At 49.3% G+C, this 21,037-nt stretch carries 18 protein-coding genes; 4 read left to right on the top strand and 14 right to left on the bottom strand.

Going from position 1 to position 21,037, the window contains the following annotated elements; all coding sequences use genetic code 11:
- Positions 1-76: 76 nt before the first annotated feature.
- Positions 77-2,752 (bottom strand): Ig-like domain-containing protein, encoded by a 2,676-nt coding sequence (locus ACQ661_RS05075; protein ID WP_431667796.1) that lies wholly within the window; start codon positions 2,750-2,752, stop codon positions 77-79.
- A 325-nt stretch (positions 2,753-3,077) separates the two neighbouring features.
- Between ACQ661_RS05075 and ACQ661_RS05070 the strand changes: the two genes are divergently transcribed.
- Entirely contained in the window at positions 3,078-3,635 is a 558-nt protein-coding gene (locus ACQ661_RS05070) for an acyloxyacyl hydrolase (RefSeq protein ID WP_228759539.1), read from the top strand.
- A gap of 85 nt (positions 3,636-3,720) precedes the next feature.
- Here the strand turns inward: ACQ661_RS05070 and ACQ661_RS05065 are convergent, their stop codons facing one another.
- The 10 genes from ACQ661_RS05065 to suhB all read right to left on the bottom strand — a co-directional run bounded on the left by ACQ661_RS05065 (position 3,721) and on the right by suhB (position 13,817).
- Positions 3,721-6,192 carry an Ig-like domain-containing protein gene (locus ACQ661_RS05065; RefSeq protein WP_431667795.1) on the bottom strand — a complete coding sequence of 824 codons (2,472 nt, stop codon included), beginning with the start codon at positions 6,190-6,192 and terminating at the stop codon, positions 3,721-3,723.
- Positions 6,193-6,667: 475 nt separating this feature from the next.
- Complete coding sequence (fdx, locus tag ACQ661_RS05060; RefSeq protein ID WP_110076500.1) at positions 6,668-7,006, bottom strand: ISC system 2Fe-2S type ferredoxin; 339 nt, start codon at positions 7,004-7,006, stop codon at positions 6,668-6,670.
- Between the two features lie 60 nt (positions 7,007-7,066).
- Positions 7,067-8,998 carry a Fe-S protein assembly chaperone HscA gene (gene hscA / locus ACQ661_RS05055; protein WP_431667794.1) on the bottom strand — a complete coding sequence of 644 codons (1,932 nt, stop codon included), beginning with the start codon at positions 8,996-8,998 and terminating at the stop codon, positions 7,067-7,069.
- A gap of 25 nt (positions 8,999-9,023) precedes the next feature.
- On the bottom strand, positions 9,024-9,515 hold the full coding sequence (gene hscB / locus ACQ661_RS05050; RefSeq protein ID WP_431667793.1) for a co-chaperone HscB: 492 nt from the start codon (positions 9,513-9,515) through the stop codon (positions 9,024-9,026).
- Positions 9,516-9,580: 65 nt separating this feature from the next.
- Positions 9,581-9,904, bottom strand: a complete 324-nt coding sequence (iscA, locus tag ACQ661_RS05045; RefSeq protein WP_369743319.1) for an iron-sulfur cluster assembly protein IscA — start codon at positions 9,902-9,904, stop codon at positions 9,581-9,583.
- A gap of 15 nt (positions 9,905-9,919) precedes the next feature.
- A complete protein-coding gene (gene iscU, locus ACQ661_RS05040; protein ID WP_369743318.1) occupies positions 9,920-10,303 on the bottom strand; it encodes a Fe-S cluster assembly scaffold IscU in 384 nt (127 codons plus the stop codon).
- Positions 10,304-10,318: 15 nt separating this feature from the next.
- Positions 10,319-11,533, bottom strand: a complete 1,215-nt coding sequence (locus tag ACQ661_RS05035; RefSeq protein WP_153826868.1) for an IscS subfamily cysteine desulfurase — start codon at positions 11,531-11,533, stop codon at positions 10,319-10,321.
- A gap of 41 nt (positions 11,534-11,574) precedes the next feature.
- On the bottom strand, positions 11,575-12,060 hold the full coding sequence (gene iscR / locus ACQ661_RS05030) for a Fe-S cluster assembly transcriptional regulator IscR (RefSeq protein WP_431667791.1): 486 nt from the start codon (positions 12,058-12,060) through the stop codon (positions 11,575-11,577).
- 117 nt (positions 12,061-12,177) lie between these two features.
- Complete coding sequence (trmJ, locus tag ACQ661_RS05025; RefSeq protein WP_431667790.1) at positions 12,178-12,903, bottom strand: tRNA (cytosine(32)/uridine(32)-2'-O)-methyltransferase TrmJ; 726 nt, start codon at positions 12,901-12,903, stop codon at positions 12,178-12,180.
- An 86-nt stretch (positions 12,904-12,989) separates the two neighbouring features.
- Entirely contained in the window at positions 12,990-13,817 is an 828-nt protein-coding gene (gene suhB / locus ACQ661_RS05020) for an inositol-1-monophosphatase (RefSeq protein WP_431667789.1), read from the bottom strand.
- Between the two features lie 303 nt (positions 13,818-14,120).
- Here suhB and ACQ661_RS05015 point away from each other — a divergent pair, with 303 nt between their 5' ends.
- The gene (locus tag ACQ661_RS05015) at positions 14,121-14,282 is read left to right on the top strand and encodes a DUF3545 family protein (protein ID WP_369743315.1); all 162 of its coding nucleotides are present in this window, start codon (positions 14,121-14,123) and stop codon (positions 14,280-14,282) included.
- Positions 14,283-14,493: 211 nt separating this feature from the next.
- Here ACQ661_RS05015 and ung read toward each other — a convergent pair whose 3' ends face one another.
- Positions 14,494-15,156 carry a uracil-DNA glycosylase gene (gene ung, locus ACQ661_RS05010; protein WP_431667788.1) on the bottom strand — a complete coding sequence of 221 codons (663 nt, stop codon included), beginning with the start codon at positions 15,154-15,156 and terminating at the stop codon, positions 14,494-14,496.
- A gap of 153 nt (positions 15,157-15,309) precedes the next feature.
- Between ung and ACQ661_RS05005 the strand changes: the two genes are divergently transcribed.
- Together ACQ661_RS05005 and ACQ661_RS05000 are read left to right on the top strand one after the other, a co-directional pair.
- Complete coding sequence (locus ACQ661_RS05005) at positions 15,310-16,107, top strand: glycosyltransferase family 2 protein (RefSeq protein ID WP_313932994.1); 798 nt, start codon at positions 15,310-15,312, stop codon at positions 16,105-16,107.
- A 23-nt stretch (positions 16,108-16,130) separates the two neighbouring features.
- The gene (locus ACQ661_RS05000) at positions 16,131-16,883 is read left to right on the top strand and encodes a glycosyltransferase family 25 protein (protein WP_313932993.1); all 753 of its coding nucleotides are present in this window, start codon (positions 16,131-16,133) and stop codon (positions 16,881-16,883) included.
- On the opposite strand, the gene ACQ661_RS04995 is transcribed toward ACQ661_RS05000, so the two are convergent.
- Together ACQ661_RS04995 and ACQ661_RS04990 are read right to left on the bottom strand one after the other, a co-directional pair.
- Complete coding sequence (locus ACQ661_RS04995; RefSeq protein ID WP_110076671.1) at positions 16,876-18,933, bottom strand: S9 family peptidase; 2,058 nt, start codon at positions 18,931-18,933, stop codon at positions 16,876-16,878. The two genes, ACQ661_RS05000 and ACQ661_RS04995, sit on opposite strands and share 8 nt — an antisense overlap.
- A 102-nt stretch (positions 18,934-19,035) precedes the next feature.
- Positions 19,036-20,880 (bottom strand): DUF1302 domain-containing protein, encoded by a 1,845-nt coding sequence (locus ACQ661_RS04990; protein ID WP_431667787.1) that lies wholly within the window; start codon positions 20,878-20,880, stop codon positions 19,036-19,038.
- Positions 20,881-21,037 lie beyond the last annotated feature (157 nt).

Here is a 21,037-nt window from a genome sequence, read left to right as displayed (position 1 = left end):
TTAATAAAAAAGGGCTTATCCGATGGGTAAGCCCTTTTTGCTTTCCAACCTATCTTCCTAGTTGTTTTCCAAGCCTTTATTTCTCAGTTACTTCAGCAAACGGCTTGGTTAAGCGCAACGGGTCTGGCGTCCAGCTTGAGCTGCGCTGATAGGCTGCGGTTGGCACATCAATCAAGCTAGCTGCATCAACCGGTACCGGCTCTTCACCGGTTTCGCTGGCTTTGTAATAAGTCATTCCACCTGCCATAAAGTACATTTTGCCTGGCTCAACGTAAATATTGTAAGGACCAGTACCGTACGGGAACTTGCTACTCGATAGCAGCGCCATCACACCATTATCGTAGCTCGCCACAAATCGACGGAAGCTACCACCACATTGGTCTTGATAGCAGCTCTTACCAACTAAAATACTATTGCCATCAACATCTTCCCAGTTCCCAGATGGTAAGCTACGTGGCTCGATGCTAGCCGAGAGGCAGTCGTCCCACATATCACCACCCGGTGCGACTTCATCACAATCAATATCGACGATATAATAGTTACCATCGCTGCTGTATCGATAGCCACCACCACCAATACGAGCGGTTAATGGCGTTAACTTACCCTCGCCATTAACGCCATCCCAGATGGTCTTATCGGCAATCACGTTGGCGGTATCCAAGCTGTGATCGATATTAGGCATATTGTTTGTATTCCAATTCTCGCCGCCGTTTTTAAGATGACGCTTGGTAAGCACAATTTGCGCATGCTCTTGGTCGTCTAACAGATACAAATCTTCAGCGTAGTAATTCATGTTCGGATCGTTATAGGTGAGCGTTAACTTCGTTTTGTCTGGGCTTAACTCGTAGCTACCACCTTCGATCACGTCGCGATCAAAAGTACCGCTAAATTCAGACGTGGGGTAAAAACTATAAGCCATGCGGGTAAAGTAATACACATCGTCGGGCAAACCATCAAACGTCAAGTTATTGTAAGCGTAAAACTCACCGTAGTAGGCATATTCCGTTGGCGCTGATAGATCAAACGTGAGATCTTTAATCAAACTTTCAGCTCGCGTGTAGGTGTTGGTGTATGCACTCCCTTCGGGTGATACCGCAGGTAGTTCTAATTGCTCACCTTCGTATTCAAACGGAATAGGTGCCAACTCGAGTTCATACGATTCATAGATAGTCAGACTCGCACCCACCACACTTAACGGCATCGCTTCTAGATAACTACTCACAGTTAATGGCACACTGCCAGCGGTGGTTGAGCCTTCTTGGCTGGCTACAAATTTTGCCAGTAAATCAGCATCATAAAGATGGCCATAATTATTCACAAAGGAGTTTAATGGGATGAATCGGGCTGTTGTTTGCAACGGACCAAGCCACTTACCATCAACAAAAGGCACATGCTCTGACTCACCATCATAAAAGCCCTGTCTAAAGAGCGCGCCGTCTTCATCGATAGAGTAGCTGACATAGTTTTGGTGAGCATTGTAACGGTGATAATCATAGAACAGCATGTAAGCACCAGCGAGCTCGGTTGGATCAATGGCAGGTACTAATTCACTATCGGCTGCGGTGGCAGCAATCATGGCTTGTAAATCACCAGCGGCATCGGCCTGTGCCAACAACGTATTGTAGGCATCGGCATCGTTTAAAAAGTCAGCGATGCTCGTGAAACCTTCCGGCAAACTATAATTTTCGTCATCGACTAACAGCTTAATCAGTGCTGCCATCTCCATGGTTAAGTAACCATCAAGTTGCATCAGCAACTCATTGAAATTAGCCGCTGTGATCGGAGCATCCTGCGCCAATACTTCTAATTGCTGGTTGATGGCAGTAGTGACGTGGGTGATCACCACGTTGCTTGATTCTTCCGCCGACAACACGCGGTCATCTCCCGCGAGCGCTAGGAGTTCAGCCACTGTGGTTAACCGCGAGTTCAAAGTGACGTACTCTTGCTCACCGGCGCCGGTGGCAGTGATTTTGAGGACGGCATCGCTGCTTAAATCCAATAGTTCTAAATCTAAGCTGAAATAACCATCGGCATCGGCGGTGGTGGTGAACGTTTGCTCACCCACGGTTAAGGTGATGGTGGCATTGGCAATCGGCGAGTCAATAGCGCGACCTGCAATGGCAACCGTTTGCGCAACAGTCACAGTAACGCTGCCGGTGCCTTCGGCCTCACCGTCGGTACCTGTGTAGGTGAAGGTATCGGTGCCAGCAAAACCTGCATCTGGGGTATAGACGATTTTGTTGTCGACAATTTCAGCGGTGCCATGCTCAGGCTCGGTCACGCTGGTGATTGCTAACGCCACGTCCAGTTCGCTGCTATCGTTTGCTAACACATCGATGGTAACGGCCGTATCGTTACTGGTGCTGGCACTATCATCGGCCGGGGTGTACAGCTCAAGATCTCGGCATTCGATGGTTAAGTCATCAATATCAGCGTTGGCGAAAGTAAAGCTGCTAGCTGAGGTAATGCTGCACGATTGCAAGGTAGGAATGGCGCTTAGCTCGACCGCTACTGTGTCACCACTATCGAATTCGTTGGTGAATTCGAAGCTTCCGTCGGCGCTTATGGTCAGGGTCTCATCAGCGGCGGTAACGCCTAGTTCGCCGTTAAGTCCACTCACGCTGCCGGCCAGAGTAAAGGGGCCTTGCTCTTCAAGAATGGGTGGATCGACATCATCGCTACTACTGCCGCCACAGGCGGTAAGCAGTGAGATACAGATAAGCGATAGTGCGAATTGATTGGTTTTTTTCATTTTGCATTCCTATTGCTGGATTAATAACTGTTGTTCGTTGCTTACTATGTAGCCATGTTAACAAGCTGTCAACTAATTAATTACAAATAATTATATACCGCGTAGTAAATCCAGTTTTGCTGCTAGTTATAGCGACATTTGCCATCTTCACTAAGTGATTGATTTTATCGAAGCTGATTAAAAAACAAGCAAACCTGTCGGTTTTCTCGAACTCTTCAATCGATCTTTTCATGAGCTTGAACACTTACATACATACACGAATGTATGTAAAATAGAGGCATTCTTAGTCCTTGCTGTCATTGTCTGTTATGAAGAATTTAACCTCATGAATAAAACAAGAAAAATTCTATATAGTCTACTTTTGTTGGCGGTCTTTGCCAGTACTATGATCCTTCCCAAAAGTTATGCCGATGAGCTACATGCGGCAGTCAGTTATTCAGCCAGCGATATTGATGGCTTACGTCTCGGTTACCGCTGGACTGATGCTTGGCAGCCGTTGCCAGCCAGCTGGTTAGCTGCGATAGGGTCGCCTCGGGTTCACTATGAGGCAGCCATCAACAGTTGGAAAAACACGCAAGAATCAAGCGAGCGCATCAATGCCCTCACCTTCAGCCCGGTATTGCAATGGCGATTAACCGATTGGAAACAGCCACTGTATCTAGAAGCTGGCATTGGCGTGTCGCTATTTGATGAGCAGCAGTTGGCGGGCCGTGAGCTTTCAATTTCATTCCAATTTGAAGATCGGATTGGTTTAAGTTGGGAATACAACCAAGAATCTAAAGCCCGGGTAAGTTTGGGCTACTCTCATTATTCGCAAGCGGATTTGGCGAAACCCAATGATGGCTTAGACTTATGGGTGTTCAGCTGGCACGTGCCGTTTTAGCTTGCTGGTGCTTGCAGCCCTACAAAGATAACGCCGCCCATGGTATCGAACCTATTCAAGCATACTATGAGCGGCGCTAGTGCCGTTACAGCCCATACTCCGCTGGGTCGACATACTTAAACAAGTGCAAACCAAAGGAATCATTCACCCGGGTGCCGAACGGCCGCACCGCAGGGCCATACGCCTCGGTACCAGCTGGGCTTTCGTCATGAAGATAGACCGCCACCAATTGTCGTTCGGGACTTACTCCGACTACTTGCCACAACCCACCACCGCAGCGGCCGTTAACACAATCGCCATTAAATAGCACCCGTGGCTGCAGTTCGGGTAACTCAGGATCTTGATAACTGTGCCAGGTATCGCCCATGTCACTTGGAACTAGCTCGGCTTTAGTACAGGTAAGATCGTCTGTTGCTTCGGCGCACATCACACTAATAGATGGCGCATGATTATCTGCTCCCAATAAATAGACCTCAAGAAAACTGGCTTGCTGCTCTAGAGGGGCTATATTTCCATCCTCATCTGTAACTAAAAAAGTATGTTTAAAGAGTAACTTGCCTTGCAGGGCTGCCACGCTATCAAGATTTTGCACCGCAGGCCAATAAACATCTACCGTAGGTTGCCAGATGGTGCCATCAGCCAGTTGCTGGGTTTCAGTAATAAAAACTTTCGGTAAGCTTGGGTCATCACTGATATACCTTAATTGGTAGCTCACCGCAGACACGCTTGGGTCATCAAATTGTAGCGAGAGGATGGTTTTATCGGCATTCAGTTGATAGGTCCCCGAGTCTAAATGGCGACGGGTAAAGCTACCTGCGAACTCTGTTTGTGGATGGAAGGTTGCCAATAATGGGGAATACAGCAGCTCGCCAGCATCTGCAAGGGGGTCTTCGTTATTGTTGTACTCCCAAAACACACCTGGTATGACAAACTGACTCCCCTCGCTGATGTCGAAAGTTCGCGCTGATGCAAACATCGCCGTTGCTACGCCGTGCTCGATATAGGTGGTAGGGGGATTTACGGTTAATCGTGGTAGTTCGTAAGACACCCCCTGATAAGTGAACGGAATAGGTTTGAATTCACTCAGTACCTCGAACACCGCATAGATATGCCCGTTCTGGTATGACACAGGGCGGATTTCAACTCGGTCATCATCGATATCCTCAAGTGGTGTTTGCGGATCTAAGCTTGCTACGCTCTGCACAAACAAGTCGAACAAGGCCGGATCGTACTGATGAGCATGGTCGTTGATAAAGTTGGCAATGGTTCGGCTTACGTCAAAGCCAGCATACCTGAGCGTCCAGCCATTGCTCGTCCAATCAGCAAACCAGCCATCTGTGGGGAAATAGGTAAGGCGCTGGTGTTCATCGATGAAATAATAGAAGCCATTAAAATCAAAACCTTCATCTTGGCTACTTGCCATACGTACGTAGGTATCAGCCAAGTGGTTGATCTTATCCATCGGGATGGTGGGTGCAGTCATTAAAGATGCAGTGAGGGCAGGACCAAAGTCATTGTATTGTTTCGCCTGGGTCAATACTTCCGTTAACGCCTCAGAATCCGTGAAATACATGTACCAGGATGAATATTCGGGTGGCAGCGGGTAGTCTGGATGGGTACATAATAAATAAATTAACCCGGCTAGCTCGCTTAGTTGAGTGATATCAGAGTTATTCAAGGCATTGGTGAGTTGCTGTAATGTATAGCTGCTAGAGAAATCACTGGCCTGATAATACTGCTTAACCTGCATGCTTAGTGCGGTGCTCAACGGCGTGATAGCGAGCCCCGGCAATAGCTCTTGATTCAAGGTCGCGCCGGTAATGCTAGCGGCAGAATCGGCAAGCGTAACCTTGCCGGTGACGGCTTGTTGAAAGAGTTCGCTGATGGGAGCCAGCCCGGAGGCTAACTGTAAGGTCTGTCCCGCTTGCTGGTCTGTGGCGAAGCTGGCAACCACTTCAACTATTTGTGTGGTCGCCAACTCGTGCGGCATCCCGCCGTCATTGGCATCTGCCGTGCTTGGCAGGTAACCAATCGATAACTGATAATTACCCTGGGCATCGGCATAGCTACTAAAGCGACGACCATCGATTATGCTGCTGACTTCAACCGATGCAGACCCAGCCGTAGCCAAATTAGCTGGGCTAACAGTACCGCTCAATTGCAGGCTATCGAGCAAGGTTAAGGTGACTTTGGCGCTTACTTGTTCAGTGCCATCGCTCACTTGGTACCAGATTTCTTCAACGCCAACAAAGTCGGCAGCTGGCGTGTAGTGTAACTGGCCATCGATAATCGCCACGGCACCCTGCAGCTGTTGCTCTGGTGCTGGGCCCGCTGCGACAAGGGTTAACTCGGCATCGCGTTTACTGCTGTCGTTAGCAAGCACATCTAACGATAACGGCTGTTGAAATAAAATGTCAGCGCTATCGCTGCTGGCATGGATAAGTTCACCACTGCCATCGCCGCTGTTACCGCTGCTGGTTTCATCTTCTGCACTACTGCAACCTGTCAAAATACCGACCCCGATTAAAATCGCCAGCAAGAATGTTGCTTTGTTCATTCGCCACTCCGTTTGTTTTAGTCTCTACTAGCTGAGCTAACTGCCGCTCCAACGGCGTTTGCGCTAAACCAGGCAAGCCCAAGGTTATGCTTAACTGAGATGGCAAGGTGCCAGCATCCTTGCTAGCTAGTGATTCTCGTCCTTGCTCTGCAGTTACCGCAACAGAAGCTGTACTTTTACTAACTTTGCTAAGGGGGTCAAAAGGATGTAAGCCATGCCGCGGTGCACCCATGAGTGCAGCGGCAATTGTTTAGGAGAGGTTCAGCAAGCTCATGGCAGCTGCCCATAAATAGCAGGTAGAGCTAGGCTTGGCTGAGGTTTGGCTACGACAGGTGCGGGATGAAGCGGCTGGCTAACGGACAAACGACGGGGACAAAAAAAAGCGCCATAACCAGCCGATAACGACCACCTATGTGCGCTTTTTCAGCAGCTGCTATCAGCCGCCAGTTCTTTGCAGCCAGCTATCCGCCGTCAGTTAATGATCTTCTTTGGCGTGGTTGATGCTGTATTTGGGGATCTCGACCACTAAGTCTTCGCCGTGCACTCGTGCTTGGCAGCTTAACCGCGACTCTGGCTCTAGGCCCCAGGCTTTGTCGAGCATGTCATCTTCGTTTTCTTCGATGTCATCTAACGAGTCGTAGCCTTCGCGCACGTACACGTGGCAGGTGGTGCAAGCACCGACTTTTTCGCAGGCATGTTCTATGCCGATACCATTGCGCAGCGCTACGTCTAACACGCTTTCGCCTTCGCTAGCTTCAACTGCAGCGCCTTCTGGACACAGCTCGTGGTGCGGTAAAAAAATAATTTTCGGCATACTGGTTAAACCTCAATTTCGTTATTAACTACTAGCTATTAGATATTAGCTATTAGAGACTCACAGCTCGGTGGCCTTTTTGCCCGAGAGCGCTTTGCGAATACTAGCATCCATACGACGGGCAGCAAATTCATCACTGGCTTTGTCGACCGCAGCAATGGCTTGTTCAATGGCCGCAGTGTCGGTGCCGTGGCGGGCTTCTCGTAAGACGGCCATGGCGCTATCCAAGGTGGCGCGTTCGCTAGCTTGGAGTAACTCGGCATCGGCGGCTAGCGCACTGCTAAGTGCTTCTAACACGCGGTCTGCTTCTACTTGTTGCTCGCGCAACATGCGCGCGGCCATGTCTTCTTTGGCGTTGCTCATCGAAGCCTGAATCATTTTAGTGATATCGTCATCGCCTAAACCGTACGAAGGTTTCACCTGAATCGATGCGCTGACGCCCGTGGATTTTTCCATTGCAGTAACGTTCAACAAACCATCAGCGTCCACTTGGAAAGTTACGCGTATGTGCGCAGCACCAGCGGCCATCGGCGGGATGTCGGTGAGCACAAAGCGGGCCAGGCTGCGACAATCATCAACCAGCTCGCGTTCGCCTTGCACCACATGAATCATCATCGCGGTTTGGCCGTCTTTAAAGGTGGTAAATTCTTGTGCTTTAGCGACCGGGATGGTGGTGTTACGGCTGATGACCTTCTCGACCAAGCCTCCCATGGTTTCTAGGCCAAGAGATAACGGAATCACATCCAACAGCAACATGTCAGAATCGGGCTTATTGCCGGCTAAAATATCTGCTTGAATAGCCGCACCGATAGCCACCACTTGGTCAGGATCGATGGAGGTGAGCGGCTCGCGGGCAAAATACTCACCTACGGCTGTGCGTATTCGTGGTACGCGGGTTGAACCACCTACCATCACCACTTCTTGGATCTCATCTGCACTTACGCCAGCGTCTTTCAGAGCGCGGCGACAGGTGGTCAAAGTTCGCCGCACCAGCGGCTCAATCAATTCGTTAAATTGGTCACGGGTTAGCGTTAGCTGTTGGCTCGCAGCGGCGCTGCCGGTGTCAGTTTCAGCTTGTACCTGCACGGTGCCGGCGGCTGGCGAATCGGCTTCGGCCTGCCACGTGAGCGTCACTTGTTGGTGCTCGGTAAGCTGTTCTTTCGCGGCTTTGGCGGCATTGATCAGCTCGCGCTCCGTGCGCGCATCTACCGCACTCGGCAATTGCCATTGCTGTTTTAACCACTGCACTAGCAACTGATCAAAATCATCGCCGCCTAAGGCGCTGTCACCATGGGTGGCCAACACTTCAAAGACGCCGCCTTGCAGACGTAAAATCGATAAATCGAAGGTACCACCGCCTAAATCGTACACAGCGATCAGGCCTTCGCGACCGGTATCTAAGCCATAAGCGACTGCGGCAGCGGTGGGTTCATTAAGCAAACGTAGCACGTTTAAGCCAGCCAGTTGCGCAGCATCTTTGGTGCTCTGGCGCTGGGCATCATCAAAGTAGGCTGGCACGGTAATCACCACACCGGTTAACTCTCCGCCAAGAGAAGCTTCAGCACGCGCAGCTAAGCTGCGTAAGATATCCGCTGATACCTCTACGGCGTTTTTCTCACCGGCGGCGGTGTGGAAAACCGGGACACCGTTGTCCGTTTCGCTCATGCGATAGGGTAAGTTACTGAAATTTTTCTGAACATCAGCGATGGTACGACCAATAAAGCGCTTCACCGAGACGATGGTGTTTTCAGTAGCGATGGCCTTGTCTTGGTGCTTGGCTATAGCGTCATAACCGGTAGCAATGGTGTCGGCGCCGTAATACACCACCGATGGTAAAATCGCACGCCCGTGCTCGTCGGTTAATACTTTAGCGGTGCCACTACGGACACTAGCCACCAATGAATTGGTGGTACCTAAATCGATACCAGCGGCGAGCCGATGCTGATGTGGCGCCGTGCTTTGGCCGGGTTCCGCAATTTGTAATAATGCCATGGGGCAACCTCAAATTCGTTTATCGTTATTCGCTTTTTTCTTCTAGCTCGTGTTCTAATTTTAACATGAACTTAAGCTTGCGAATGCTGTTGGCAGCGGCCTCATTCTCTTCGGCGTTAATCTGCTGCTCTAGCTCGGATTGTAAATCTCGACTTTCTACTGCTAAGTCGCGCAGGGCCGCGTCAATTTCTTCCCAATCGTTAAGCTCAGCGATACGCTCGCGCCATTCCATTTGCGCCATTAAAAACTCAGGATCTTGTAGGGTCGTTTGCTCGTGCGCTAGATCTAGCCCGCGCAGTTGCAGGATATACTCGGCCCGTAGCAGCGGGTTACGCAGGGTTTGATAGGCATCATTTAATTGTGCCGTGCGCTGCACCGCTAGCAATTTGTCACGTTGACTGCCATTGGCAAAGCGATCTGGATGCAGTGTTTGTTGCAACTTACGATAGCGCTGTTGCAAATCCGCCGCATCAAGATTGAATGCGGCGGGTAAATCAAATAGCTCAAAATGGTTCATGGTTACGCTTAACCTTTTACCGAACATGGGGGCAGCCACTAGCGGCTACCCGGCACTAAGGTGGGTTAGACGTTGAAGCTTTCGCCGCAACCACACTCACCTTTAGCATTGGGATTACGGAACTCGAAGCCTTCGTTGAGGCCTTCTTTAACGAAGTCGATTTCAGTGCCATCTAAGTACACTAAACTCTTGCCGTCAATAATGATATTCACGCCTTTATCTTCGATAACTGTGTCGCTGTCTTCTATCGAGTCAACGAATTCCATCACGTACGCGAGGCCAGAGCAGCCGGTGGTTTTAACGCCTAACCGGATGCCTACGCCTTTACCACGTTGTTCCAGAAACGCACGGGCGCGTTGCGCCGCCGCTTCGCTCATGCTAATTGCCATGCTTGAACCTACTTATTAATTTGCGTGTTTCTTTTTGTAATCTTCGATTGCCGCTTTAATGGCGTCTTCAGCCAAAATAGAACAATGGATTTTTACCGGTGGCAACGCTAACTCTTCAGCAATTTGGGTGTTCTTTAACTGGGCTGCTTCTTCAATTGATTTGCCTTTCACCCACTCAGTGACGAGCGAGCTAGAGGCAATGGCTGAGCCACAACCGTAGGTTTTGAACTTAGCATCTTCGATGATGCCGCTGTCGTTAATTTTTAACTGCAACTTCATCACGTCACCACACGCCGGAGCGCCGACCATGCCGGTCGCAATAGAGGGATCGTTTTTGTCAAACGCACCTACGTTGCGCGGATTTTCATAATGGTCGATTACTTTTTCACTGTATGCCATAACTTGTTACCTCTGTTAGTGTGCCGCCCATTCAACCGAGTTCAAATCAACTCCGTCTTTAAACATTTCCCAAAGGGGCGACATGTCGCGCAAGCGACCAATTGATTTACTAATTTGCTCAATGGCGTGGTCAACTTCTTCTTCAGTGGTAAAACGACCGAAGCTGAAACGAATTGAGCTGTGCGCTAATTCATCGTTACGACCTAACGCACGTAATACATACGACGGCTCTAAGCTGGCTGAGGTACAAGCTGAACCTGATGATACGGCCAGATCTTTGAGCGCCATGATCAAGCTTTCGCCTTCAACAAAGTTAAAGCTGATGTTGAAGATGTGTGGCACGCCCTGTTCTTGGCTACCGTTGATGTACACTTCTTCGATATCTTTCACGCCGTTCCATAACCGCTCGTGCAGTTGTTGGAAACGCTTATACTCAGCTGCCATTTCTTCTTTGGCAATGCGAGCTGCTTCACCAAAACCTACGATTTGGTGCGTTGGCAAGGTGCCTGAACGCATGCCGCGCTCGTGGCCGCCACCATGCATTTGTGCATTTAAACGAACCCGTGGCTTACGGCGCACATACAAGGCACCGATACCTTTCGGACCGTACATTTTGTGGGCCGAGAAGCTCATTAAATCGACCGGCAGACGCTCTAAATCGATATCGATTTTGCCAGCACTTTGGGCAGCATCGACATGGAAAATAGTTTTGTTCGCGCGGCACAAGTTACCGATGGTTTCGATGTCTTGAATTACGCCGGTTTCGTTGTTCACGTGCATCACGCTGACCAACACTGTGTCTTCGCGTAAGGCTGCTTTGAACACATCAAGGTCTAGCAATCCGTCTTCTTTAACGTCTAAATAGGTGACTTCAAAGCCTTCGCGCTCCATCTGACGCGCAGTGTCTAGCACAGCTTTATGTTCGGTTTTCACGGTGATGATGTGCTTACCTTTTTTGCTGTAGAACTCAGCAGCACCTTTAATGGCCAGGTTATCTGATTCAGTTGCACCTGAGGTGAACACGATCTCTCGTGGATCTGCGTTGACTAATTCAGCAATCTGATTACGCGCAATATCTACCGCTTCTTCAGCTTGCCAGCCGAACCGGTGCGAACGTGATGCAGGGTTACCAAACTGCCCGTCTGGCGTTAAAAACTGCATCATTTTCTCGGCTACCCGAGGGTCGACCGGGGTGGTTGCTGCGTAATCGAAATAAATCGGTAATCTCATCAGTGCTACTCCTTGGTTGCCATACAGCAAGCCGTTAAGGCTTATTGGCTTTGCAATGCAATGTTGTATTCGCGCTTTTTCTGCTCGCTCACCATCGCTGTTTGACGCTGAGCAACGCGGTTAATATCTTCTTGGGTGACCAGCTCGGCTAAGGTGATGTTGGTTAGAAAGTCTTCTATCCGTTCACTTAAGCCTGTCCAGAGCGAGTGGGTTAAGCAACGACTACCACTTTGGCAGCCCCCTTTCCCCTGACAGCGCGTGGCATCGATGCTTTCATCAACGGCTTGAATCACCGCACTGATGGAAATATTGCACGGCTCTTGGCCCAATCGATAGCCACCACCAGGCCCACGCACACTGCTGACTAAGCCTTGTTTACGCAAGCGCGAGAATAATTGTTCAAGATAGCTCAGAGAAATGCCTTGGCGCTCAGAAATATCTGCCAAAGACACAGGTCCGTGAGCTGTATGCAAAGCTACGTCGAGCATTGCGGTGACCGCGTAGCGGCCTTTTGAGGTTAAGCGCATAGCCTTTCTGCCTCCTGTTAATTCTGGAAGCAATTTTGTCATACCCGAGTATTTTAGTCAAGTATTCAACAGGCCATTATCGGCACCGCCAGCAGGGCCCCAATAACAGCCGTGGCGTTACTTCATCTTCTTGTCTACTGAGGTTAAAATGCCGCGCAAAATGTTTAGTTCGGCTGCCTCAGGACGAGCACGGGTAAACAGCCGCCGCAATTTGGCCATCACTTGGCCGGGATGCTGCTTAATGATAAAGCCGGTGGCTGAAAGGGTCTGTTCTAGGTGCGTATAAAAGCGATCTAGATCCTCAGCTAGCGGATATTCTGCAGCTTCTGCGGCAGGGTCCGTTGCTGCTTGCTGGCCTTCTAAAAACTGCATGCGAATTTCGTAGGCCAGGGTTTGCACGGCCATGGCCAAATTCAGTGAGCTGTAATCCGGATTAGAAGGAATATGCACATGGTGAGTACACTGCTGCAGCTCTTCGTTAGTTAAACCACTACTCTCGCGCCCAAACACCAGCGCAACAGGGTAGTTAGGCACTTCTTGCAGCACTTGCGTGGCAGTTTGGCGCGGGCCTAACAACGGCCAGTCGAGCGTACGGTTACGTGCGCTGGTACCTACCACTAGCCCACAATCGCTAATGGCTTCAGCTAAGCTGCCAACAATCTTGGCGTTAAACAGCACATCGGTAGCACCAGCGGCTAGCGCCGATGCTTGGCTATCCGGCGCTTGCACCGGATCAACCAACGTCAGCTGCGTAAGCCCCATAGTCTTCATGGCACGAGCAACCGAGCCGATGTTACCGGTGTGGCTGGTGTTGACTAACACAATCCGAATGTTATTTAGCATGGTTTTAAACCCCAACTTCGATATTAGCTATTAGCTGTTAGCTATTGGATATTAGCTCGCGCCGGAGTGGCGCTAATATCTAATGTCTAACAGCTAATATCGTCTTTGCTCTTCTTCCGAAGTGACTCAGGTAAATGCGGACGCGCTTTGGTCAGGAGGTGCTGCACCACTTTCGGGTTGCCAGCAACGGTATGACCGCTGGTCATAAAGCTATGGCCACCAGCAAAGTCGGCCACAAGACCACCCGCTTCACGCACAATCAGTTGTCCGGCGGCGATGTCCCATGGCTTCAAACTGAACTCCCAGAAGCCATCGATGCGGCCTGCGGCAACATAAGCCAAATCAAGGGCGGCGGCCCCATTGCGACGCATATCACCCACGTGCTCAAACAAGGCTGCGAATACCGCTAAGTATTCTTTGGTCATGTCTTTGCGTTTGAATGGGAAGCCGGTAGCTAACAAGGCACCGTTAAGGTCGCGCTGAGCTTTAACGCGTAACCGTTTGCCGTTTAGCTGTGCACCCGCACCTTTGGTGGCGGTAAAGAGTTCTTCGCGCAGCGGATCGTAAACCACGGCAACTTGTACCTGGCCTTTGTAGCTGTATGCGATAGAAATAGCGAAGTGAGGGATACCGCGCAAGTAATTGGTGGTGCCATCTAATGGATCAATAATCCATTGATGATCAGCATCTTTACCCATTAATTCTCCGCTTTCTTCAGCTAAGAATGAGTGATCTGGGTAGGCCTTTTGAATGGTGCGAATGATGGCACTTTCAGCGGCTTTGTCTAACTCAGTTACAAAGTCGTTCTGACTTTTAACTTCTACGTTGAGGTCAACTTCTACGCCGAAGTTTTTAACTAAGATTTTGCCGGCGGCACGCGCTGCGCGCACACCGATGTTTAACATGGGATGCATACCAAATTACCTGTGCTGTAAAAGAACGATTTGTGACCGCGGATTATACGTGGATTTGGGGTTTAAGACAAGAGCGCTGTTGGCTATTAGACGTTAGCTATTAGCTATTGGCTATTAGCTATTAGTAAAGGCGAGTGCGTGGACGCCACCAATATCTAATATCTAACAGCTAACGGCGCCTTTGCTTTTACCTGTTCACATTTCCAGCAAGTCGTGTTATAAAAATGCTGCGCTACAAGTACAAGAGTACGATTCTTGTGCAAATTATTAGAACAACAACCAACAGAAAAGCCGGAGTGTCCCATGGATCATTCACAAGAGCTACAGCAAGTTGAATCAAAGTCTAGTAAACGCAGTGCCCCTCGCAAATGGCGAGAAATTGAAATGTTGAAGGAGAAGTATCGGTTACGCGATGAGCTTCGTGACATTGATTTCGATTTCGACGCCGATCTCGATGAATTGTAAGTAAAAGCAAAGGCGCTATTGGTCATTAGTCATTGGATATTGGTGCCGCCCGTGCACCAGCCTTTGCTTTTGCCAATAGCTAATGTCTAACAGCTAATAGCGCTCTTGCCTTTGCTTTTACCAATAGCTAATGTCTAACAGCTAATAGCGCTCTTGCCTTTGCTTTTACCAATAGCTAATGTCTAACAGCTAACAGCGCTCTTGCTCTTACTCAAGCAAATAACTCGGCCCCGGAGCGGTTGAGGAGTTTTGCTGTGGTGGCAAAATGCCCTGCTGTGAAAAAACCTCGATGCGCTGATAACGGCGACGGATGAACGGTTTGCAGAATGGTGTGGCGCGAGTCATTTATGAGCGCAGCCTTCTTCTGTGCGTGGGCGCCCCACAACATGAATACTACTCCTTCGCGTTGCGCTGATACGGCCTGAATAGCGGCATCGGTGAAGTTTTCCCAGCCCCACTTGGCATGGGAGTGTGCTTTGCCATGCTCGACGGTGAGTACGGTATTTAGCAATAAGATTCCACGTTTGGCCCAGCCTTCTAAGTTGCCGCTGGTGGGTATTTGATAGTCGGCAAAATCATGTTTGATAGCTTTATAAATGTTACGTAGCGACGGTGGTATGGCGACGCCGTCGGCCACAGAAAAGGCTAAACCATGGGCTTGGCCAGGTCCGTGATACGGGTCTTGTCCGATAATGACCACTTGTACTTGGCTCAATGGCGTGAGCTCAAAAGCGCGCAACACTTGCGCTGCGGGCGGATAAACGAGGTTCTGTTGACGCGCTGCCTGTACCCGTTGTTGCAACGGAGGCCAATAGGCTTGCTGTTGTTGTTGCGCTAACCAAGGTTGCCAATCGTTGTCTAACGTAAGCTGCATAAGCCTTCCCTTTACTCTTTATTAGTAGTTATCGCACGTCATTATACGTAATTTAAATTGCAATTAACTGACTATTTTTCTTGTCTAACTGGCTATAATAAGGGCCACAGCAAGCCGAAGACTTATCGAATCACGACAACTAATGAGGACGCTATGACAGCTTCTGCACAACAGCAACCCAACTACCCGCCCTTAAGTGTCTTTGTAATAACCTTGAACGAGGCTGAACACTTAGACGAGGTTCTTAGCAGTGTGGCTGGGGCCGATGAGATTGTAGTGGTGGATTCCGGCTCGACCGATGCGACCTTAGAAATTGCCAAGCGTCACGGGGCGCGTATTGTCCACAATGATTGGCCTGGCTACTCCAAGCAAAAAGCTTTTGCTATTACCCAATGCAGCCACAACTGGATTTTGAACTTAGATGGCGATGAGGTGATGCCAGAGGGTGGCTTGCAGATGATTCGCGAACGGATTGCGCAGGGCGATATCAATGGCATTTGGATTCATCATGATGACATTTTTATGGGGCATAGTTTGAAAAAGGCGCGCCATCATAAGTATCGGCGGGTGTATCGTCGTGATAAGAGCAAGATGGATACCAGTGTGATTGTGCATGAGCACATTGAGGTAGAAGAGCCGACTGCCTATTTGCCGATTTATTTAAAGCATTACGGTTACGATACCGCGCACGGCTATATGGACAAGCTGAATAAATACTCGTTGCTAAAAGCCAAGCAACGGCTGGAGCAAGGCCGGCCCTGTAGTTTGCCGCGTTTGCTGCTGATTTTTCCGTTGATGTTTTTAAAGTTTTATCTAGGTCGACAAATGATTTGGTCGGGTTGGCGTGGCTTTATCAAAGCCAATATCGATGCCTTTCATTTTTTCTTAACCGAGGCCAAGCTCTACGAGATGGCGTACCGCGCGAAGCGTGAACAAAACCCAAAAAAGTAACAAACCGTTAGAGAAATAACCCTATGCAGCAGTCGTTATCCGCACAGATTTTAGTGATTAATCTTAAGCATTCTACCGATAGATGGTTGAACGTGAGTAAGCAACTTGACCAATTAGGCATGCCCTATACCCGCATCGATGCGGTATGGGGCAAAGAGCTTACTCAGGAGCAACTATCGGCCGTCATCGATACCTCACGTAGTCAGCGCGAGTTTCATTATCAGTTAACGGCTGGTGAAATTGCCTGTTATTTATCGCACCTCAAGGCTTGGCAATACATTGTTGACCATCAACTTGATTATGCCGTGGTGCTAGAAGACGATGTTTGTTTTAGTTCGGACTTCAAAGACATCCATGAGGCTATTGCAGCAGTGTCTGAGCCGTGGCACGTGTTAAAACTTGCCGCTCCGTTTAAGCAACAGCCCGCTATTACAACCCGTGCTATCAAGCAGTTTGATTTGGTGCGCTATCGTAAACCACCGATTGGTGCTTGTGCACAAGTCATCAGCTTGGCCGGAGCCAAACGGCTATTAGCCCAACGCCCACCTTTATTTCGCCCAATTGATGTAGATATACAGTGGCAGCATGAACTGGGGTTACAGGTTTATGGATTATTACCGTACACGGTAGACAATACTCACACCCATGGCAGCGATATTAAGTCTGTAGCCGATCGGCGTCAGGTGAAACGTCACCCATGGCGACGATTAAAACATCAGCTGCTGCTTTACTTAGATGGTCGTAAAGCAACAGCCGAGTTTGAGCACACTAATTAGCGCTTGGCTGGTGTTGCTCGAACCAATGCAGGATGTACGCTACTTTGGCCATTAGATTCGAGGGTCTGGCGTAGATGCCGTGAGGAGCATCTGGCACCCGCACCATGGCAGTTTCGACACCGGCTAATTTCAGCGCTTGGTAATATTGCTCAGATTCTGAAATCGGGGTGCGATGGTCGGCTTCACCGGTTAGCAACATGGTAGGCGTGGTCACGTTACCGACATAGCTGATAGGTGAATACTTCATGTAGTGCTCTTGGTGCTCCCAGGGCTTACCAGGGAACCAATACTTGCTGAAATAGTTATACATATCAGCAGTTAACACAAAGCTGTACCAGTTGATAACAGGTTTAGCTACTACTGCCGCAGCAAAGCGATCCGTATGCCCGACAATCCATGCGGTGAGCACTCCGCCACCGCTACCACCGGTAACGTATAAACGTTGCTCATCGATAAAGCCTTTGCTGATCAGTGCATCCACACCATCCATGAGATCGTTATAATCATGGCTTGGGTAATTGTGGTGAATTTCTTGGGCAAACTTTTCGCCATAGCTGGTGCTACCGCGCGGGTTGGTATAAAGCACCACGTAACCTTGCGCCGCCATTAACTGAATTTCTGCGGCAAAAGACCCTGCATAAGCTGTATGTGGGCCGCCATGAATTTCCAGAATCAGCGGGTATTTCTTGGTTGGGTCAAAATTTGGCGGATAGGCAATCCAACCTTGGATTTTATTATCATCGACGCTGCTGTCGTACCAAATTTCTTCGATACGCGCCAAGGTTTTATGGTTCAATAAGTCATCGTTGAGCGCCGTCAGTTTACGAGTGATTTTACTGGTTTGTAGCACTAAATCGGCAGGCCGATTGGCGCTCGCTAGGGTATAGACTAAATCACCGCTGCTGCTGACATCGAATTGACCGCCGCTATAGGGCCGTGAATAGCTTAAGCCTCCCATGCTATCACTGAGCACGCGGCGTTTGCCGTTGAGATTCTGATAGGCAATATGGCCCTTACCTTCGCGATCGTAGGCAAAATACAAGCCACGGCTATCATCGGCCCACTTCACCTGCCCTACGCTATAATCAAAATCTTGAGTTAACAGCTTAGGTGACTGGCCAGAAAGGTCCATCACGTATAGATGAGTGAGCTGATAGCTCTTGTAGGTATCATCGTAGCCTAACCAAGCTAACTTTTTGCCATCGGGGCTTATCACCGGTGAATGATCGGGCCCTTGACGATCGGTCAGTTGTTGAATATCACCGGTTGCTAGGGTGAGCTGATAGAGCTCAGAGTTATTGGGTTGCTCGAACGCATCAGCATGAGAATTAGCGGAAAAGATCAACTGCTTGGCATCGGCGCTCCACGCCAACGCGCCACCATGGTTGTAATCACCAAAGGTTAACTGTCGAGGTGACCCTCCGGTAGTAGGTACCACATAAATTTGGCTGTAACCATCTGGAGTGTAGCCAGCTCCGTCGGCGCGATAATTATCTTTATCGATGTAACGCGGTGGCTCAGCCCAATTAGCGCCTTGCGGCTTGCCCGGTAGGCTTACCGGCGCAGCTTTGTGCTGCGGCGTGAACATAGTAAAGGCCAACCATTTACCATCCGGTGACCAAGATAGGTTACTAGGGCTGCTGGTTAGGCGGGTAATAGGTGCATGCTCGCGAGTATCGGTCCAGTACAAGTGAATTTGATTGCTGCCTGAGCGATTTGACACAAACGCTAATTGCTTGCCATCGGGAGACCAAGTGGGCGAATGGTCTTGCGCATCACCACCCGTTAGTGGTCGTAATTCGCCTTTGTTGTTCACCCTCCATAGGTTTCCTTGTTTACGATCTGCCATGATATTCATGAAGTTACGCACAAAGACTGTGTAGTCGCCCGACGGATGAATAGCTGGATTGCTGGCGTATTCTAATTGAAAGACATCTTCAAGTTGGAGCAACTGCTGTTTACTCTGCGCCTCACTATTGGCGGCTTGCGCTGGTGCGTAAACCAGAGCGCTGGCAACCAGGGCAAGGGCTGTTGTCATTATCGTTTTCATTGTTCATCGACCCTAACTGTTGGACTTTTATTGAGCTAAAGACTACTTAGAAAAAAACCCGCCAAGGCGGGTTTTTGATTCATGTTGCTGTAACCCGCTTGCTTAGAAGCTGTAGCTGAAGCTAATGGCTGCGAAATCACGGTCAGAAGCTGGCTCGTAATCACCGCCGGTATTGATGTTGTAACCAATACCAATTTTATAGTCGCTTAAGTAGCTGAAATCAACACTCAAACCGATGGTTTTACGACCTTCGATAAAGTTTGAGTTAGCTGAATAGCCTTTCACGTCGTGGCCTAGCGCCAACGTTGGTTGCATGTTCCAACCCGCAAACACGTTGTTGTAGTCACCGACGATACGAGCGCGATAGCCCCACGAGGTGCTGGTGACAAAGCCTTCACAGTTGATATCGCCCGCTGGAGCCGGGTTACCCAACTGCATTTGGTCAGCTACGCTCAAGCATTTGCCGTACACTGGGTTACGGCCGTAACGCTGTTCATCTAAGCCGGCTAAACCGTGCACCTTACTGATCGCAACTTCACCGATGAAGGTAACGCGGCTGGCACCTAACACGTTGTCTAGGAAGCGAATACCTGACATCTGCCACTGCGAGACATCGTATTCATCGTAACCGTGTTGCAGTTCGCCTAGGTTAGTAATCAGACCGTTTTCATCGCGTTGAATACGGTTGCTGAAAGTACTAGGAACACCTGCACGTAAACCGGTCGACAAAATCTCAGTGGTGTTGATTTGCACTGGCATATCGATGCGATAGCTCATTTCACCACCAACAGACCAGTCGCCTACGGTAGTTGCTACGCTGGCACCGAAGATTTTGGTGTCTTCAGGGAACTCAAGCACGTAATCAGGACCAGCAATTGGAATACCATCTGGGTGACTTAGCGCCGGAGTTGGCTGCTTGGTCCAGTTGTATGCTGAGATGATTGGCGTTTGTGTATGAATGTTCATGAAGTACAAGCCAAACTCAACGTCAATGTCGGTAGCATAGTGACGCATCGCGAAACCGTACTGGCCGCCATCGTCTGGCTCGATATCTGGCGCCCGCTCTAAGTAGGTACCGTACTGTACTGACTCAAGATCGCTTAGGTTAGAGTCTGGGTCACCAGGCACTAATTGCGGGTTCAGGGTCACTTTGTTACAGCCTGGGCCACCTAAAATATCAATGGTAGAGAAGAAAGTACCACAACCATCTAGTTTGTAGTCATCCCACTCATACTGATAAAACATATCTAAGCTGGTTTCGTCAGTTAAACCTATGTTTAGGTTCACCATGCCTACTGGCAACAAGGCTTCTTTAATTTCCACTCCTGGTCGACGAATTGCGTTCACGTCTACCGGATTAATGGCGTTAATACCATTGAAGATAAAGGTACTTTCACCCCAGCTCAATACCTGACGGCCAACCCGCAAGTTAGCTGGCATATCACCGATATCAAAATAGGCGTATGCGAACGCATCTAACAACTTAAAACCGGAACCCGTTGAGTAGTCATCTAATGCATCGTTGTTCAGAGTAACATCTGGGAAATAGTTGGTACCCGTATGACCCTGAGCTACGTTATTGTTCTTGATAACATCGTCATACCAGTATTTGAAACGGAAGAAAGCGCCGTAATCGCCGCCATCAATACTTAAATCGTGAACGCCCTTGAAAACTGACGACACCATGTCGCCTTTGTCGTAGTTCAAGTTACCGTCGTCGGCGACGCCAGATTGGCCTAAACCACCGGCCATATTACCCGGGTGGATAACGCGCATATCGCGCTCTTCCATACGCCAAGCGGCGCCGTAAGAAATGATTGAATCGAATTTGACTTTAACGTCACCAACATCGAATTCTGCTGCTTGTACGCCTGCTGTTCCTGCTAGTGCGAGCGTAATTGCGGTCGCGAGAGGTAGTTTTTTTAGCATAGTTGTTCTTCTTTTCATGTTAGCCACCTAATCCTATTAGGATGTTATGCAGTCAATCATGTCCGATGAGTTAGAAATATGCAAGTGCTTCGTTAAAAAAGTAGCTGGATAAGAGCAAGGGCGCTGTTAGACATTAGCTATTGGATATTGGAGCGAGGCGCTGTTGGGTGGTGGT

It is taken from the genome of Pseudidiomarina sp. WS423 (assembly GCF_050750165.1).
Classification (GTDB): domain Bacteria; phylum Pseudomonadota; class Gammaproteobacteria; order Enterobacterales; family Alteromonadaceae; genus Pseudidiomarina; species Pseudidiomarina fusca.
Note: the sequence above shows the minus strand (reverse complement) of the source record. Positions and strands in the feature narration are given on the sequence as shown.

What these genes read in the sequence shown, in the direction of transcription:
- ACQ661_RS05075 (WP_431667796.1), bottom strand. Translation starts at nt 2,752, where the DNA reads ATGAAAAAAACCAATCAATTCGCACTATCGCTTATCTGTATCTCACTG.
- ACQ661_RS05070 (WP_228759539.1), top strand. Translation starts at nt 3,078, where the DNA reads ATGAATAAAACAAGAAAAATTCTATATAGTCTACTTTTGTTGGCGGTC.
- ACQ661_RS05065 (WP_431667795.1), bottom strand. Translation starts at nt 6,192, where the DNA reads ATGAACAAAGCAACATTCTTGCTGGCGATTTTAATCGGGGTCGGTATT.
- fdx (WP_110076500.1), bottom strand. Translation starts at nt 7,006, where the DNA reads ATGCCGAAAATTATTTTTTTACCGCACCACGAGCTGTGTCCAGAAGGC.
- hscA (WP_431667794.1), bottom strand. Translation starts at nt 8,998, where the DNA reads ATGGCATTATTACAAATTGCGGAACCCGGCCAAAGCACGGCGCCACAT.
- hscB (WP_431667793.1), bottom strand. Translation starts at nt 9,515, where the DNA reads ATGAACCATTTTGAGCTATTTGATTTACCCGCCGCATTCAATCTTGAT.
- iscA (WP_369743319.1), bottom strand. Translation starts at nt 9,904, where the DNA reads ATGGCAATTAGCATGAGCGAAGCGGCGGCGCAACGCGCCCGTGCGTTT.
- iscU (WP_369743318.1), bottom strand. Translation starts at nt 10,303, where the DNA reads ATGGCATACAGTGAAAAAGTAATCGACCATTATGAAAATCCGCGCAAC.
- ACQ661_RS05035 (WP_153826868.1), bottom strand. Translation starts at nt 11,533, where the DNA reads ATGAGATTACCGATTTATTTCGATTACGCAGCAACCACCCCGGTCGAC.
- iscR (WP_431667791.1), bottom strand. Translation starts at nt 12,060, where the DNA reads ATGCGCTTAACCTCAAAAGGCCGCTACGCGGTCACCGCAATGCTCGAC.
- trmJ (WP_431667790.1), bottom strand. Translation starts at nt 12,903, where the DNA reads ATGCTAAATAACATTCGGATTGTGTTAGTCAACACCAGCCACACCGGT.
- suhB (WP_431667789.1), bottom strand. Translation starts at nt 13,817, where the DNA reads ATGCATCCCATGTTAAACATCGGTGTGCGCGCAGCGCGTGCCGCCGGC.
- ACQ661_RS05015 (WP_369743315.1), top strand. Translation starts at nt 14,121, where the DNA reads ATGGATCATTCACAAGAGCTACAGCAAGTTGAATCAAAGTCTAGTAAA.
- ung (WP_431667788.1), bottom strand. Translation starts at nt 15,156, where the DNA reads ATGCAGCTTACGTTAGACAACGATTGGCAACCTTGGTTAGCGCAACAA.
- ACQ661_RS05005 (WP_313932994.1), top strand. Translation starts at nt 15,310, where the DNA reads ATGACAGCTTCTGCACAACAGCAACCCAACTACCCGCCCTTAAGTGTC.
- ACQ661_RS05000 (WP_313932993.1), top strand. Translation starts at nt 16,131, where the DNA reads ATGCAGCAGTCGTTATCCGCACAGATTTTAGTGATTAATCTTAAGCAT.
- ACQ661_RS04995 (WP_110076671.1), bottom strand. Translation starts at nt 18,933, where the DNA reads ATGAAAACGATAATGACAACAGCCCTTGCCCTGGTTGCCAGCGCTCTG.
- ACQ661_RS04990 (WP_431667787.1), bottom strand. Translation starts at nt 20,880, where the DNA reads ATGAAAAGAAGAACAACTATGCTAAAAAAACTACCTCTCGCGACCGCA.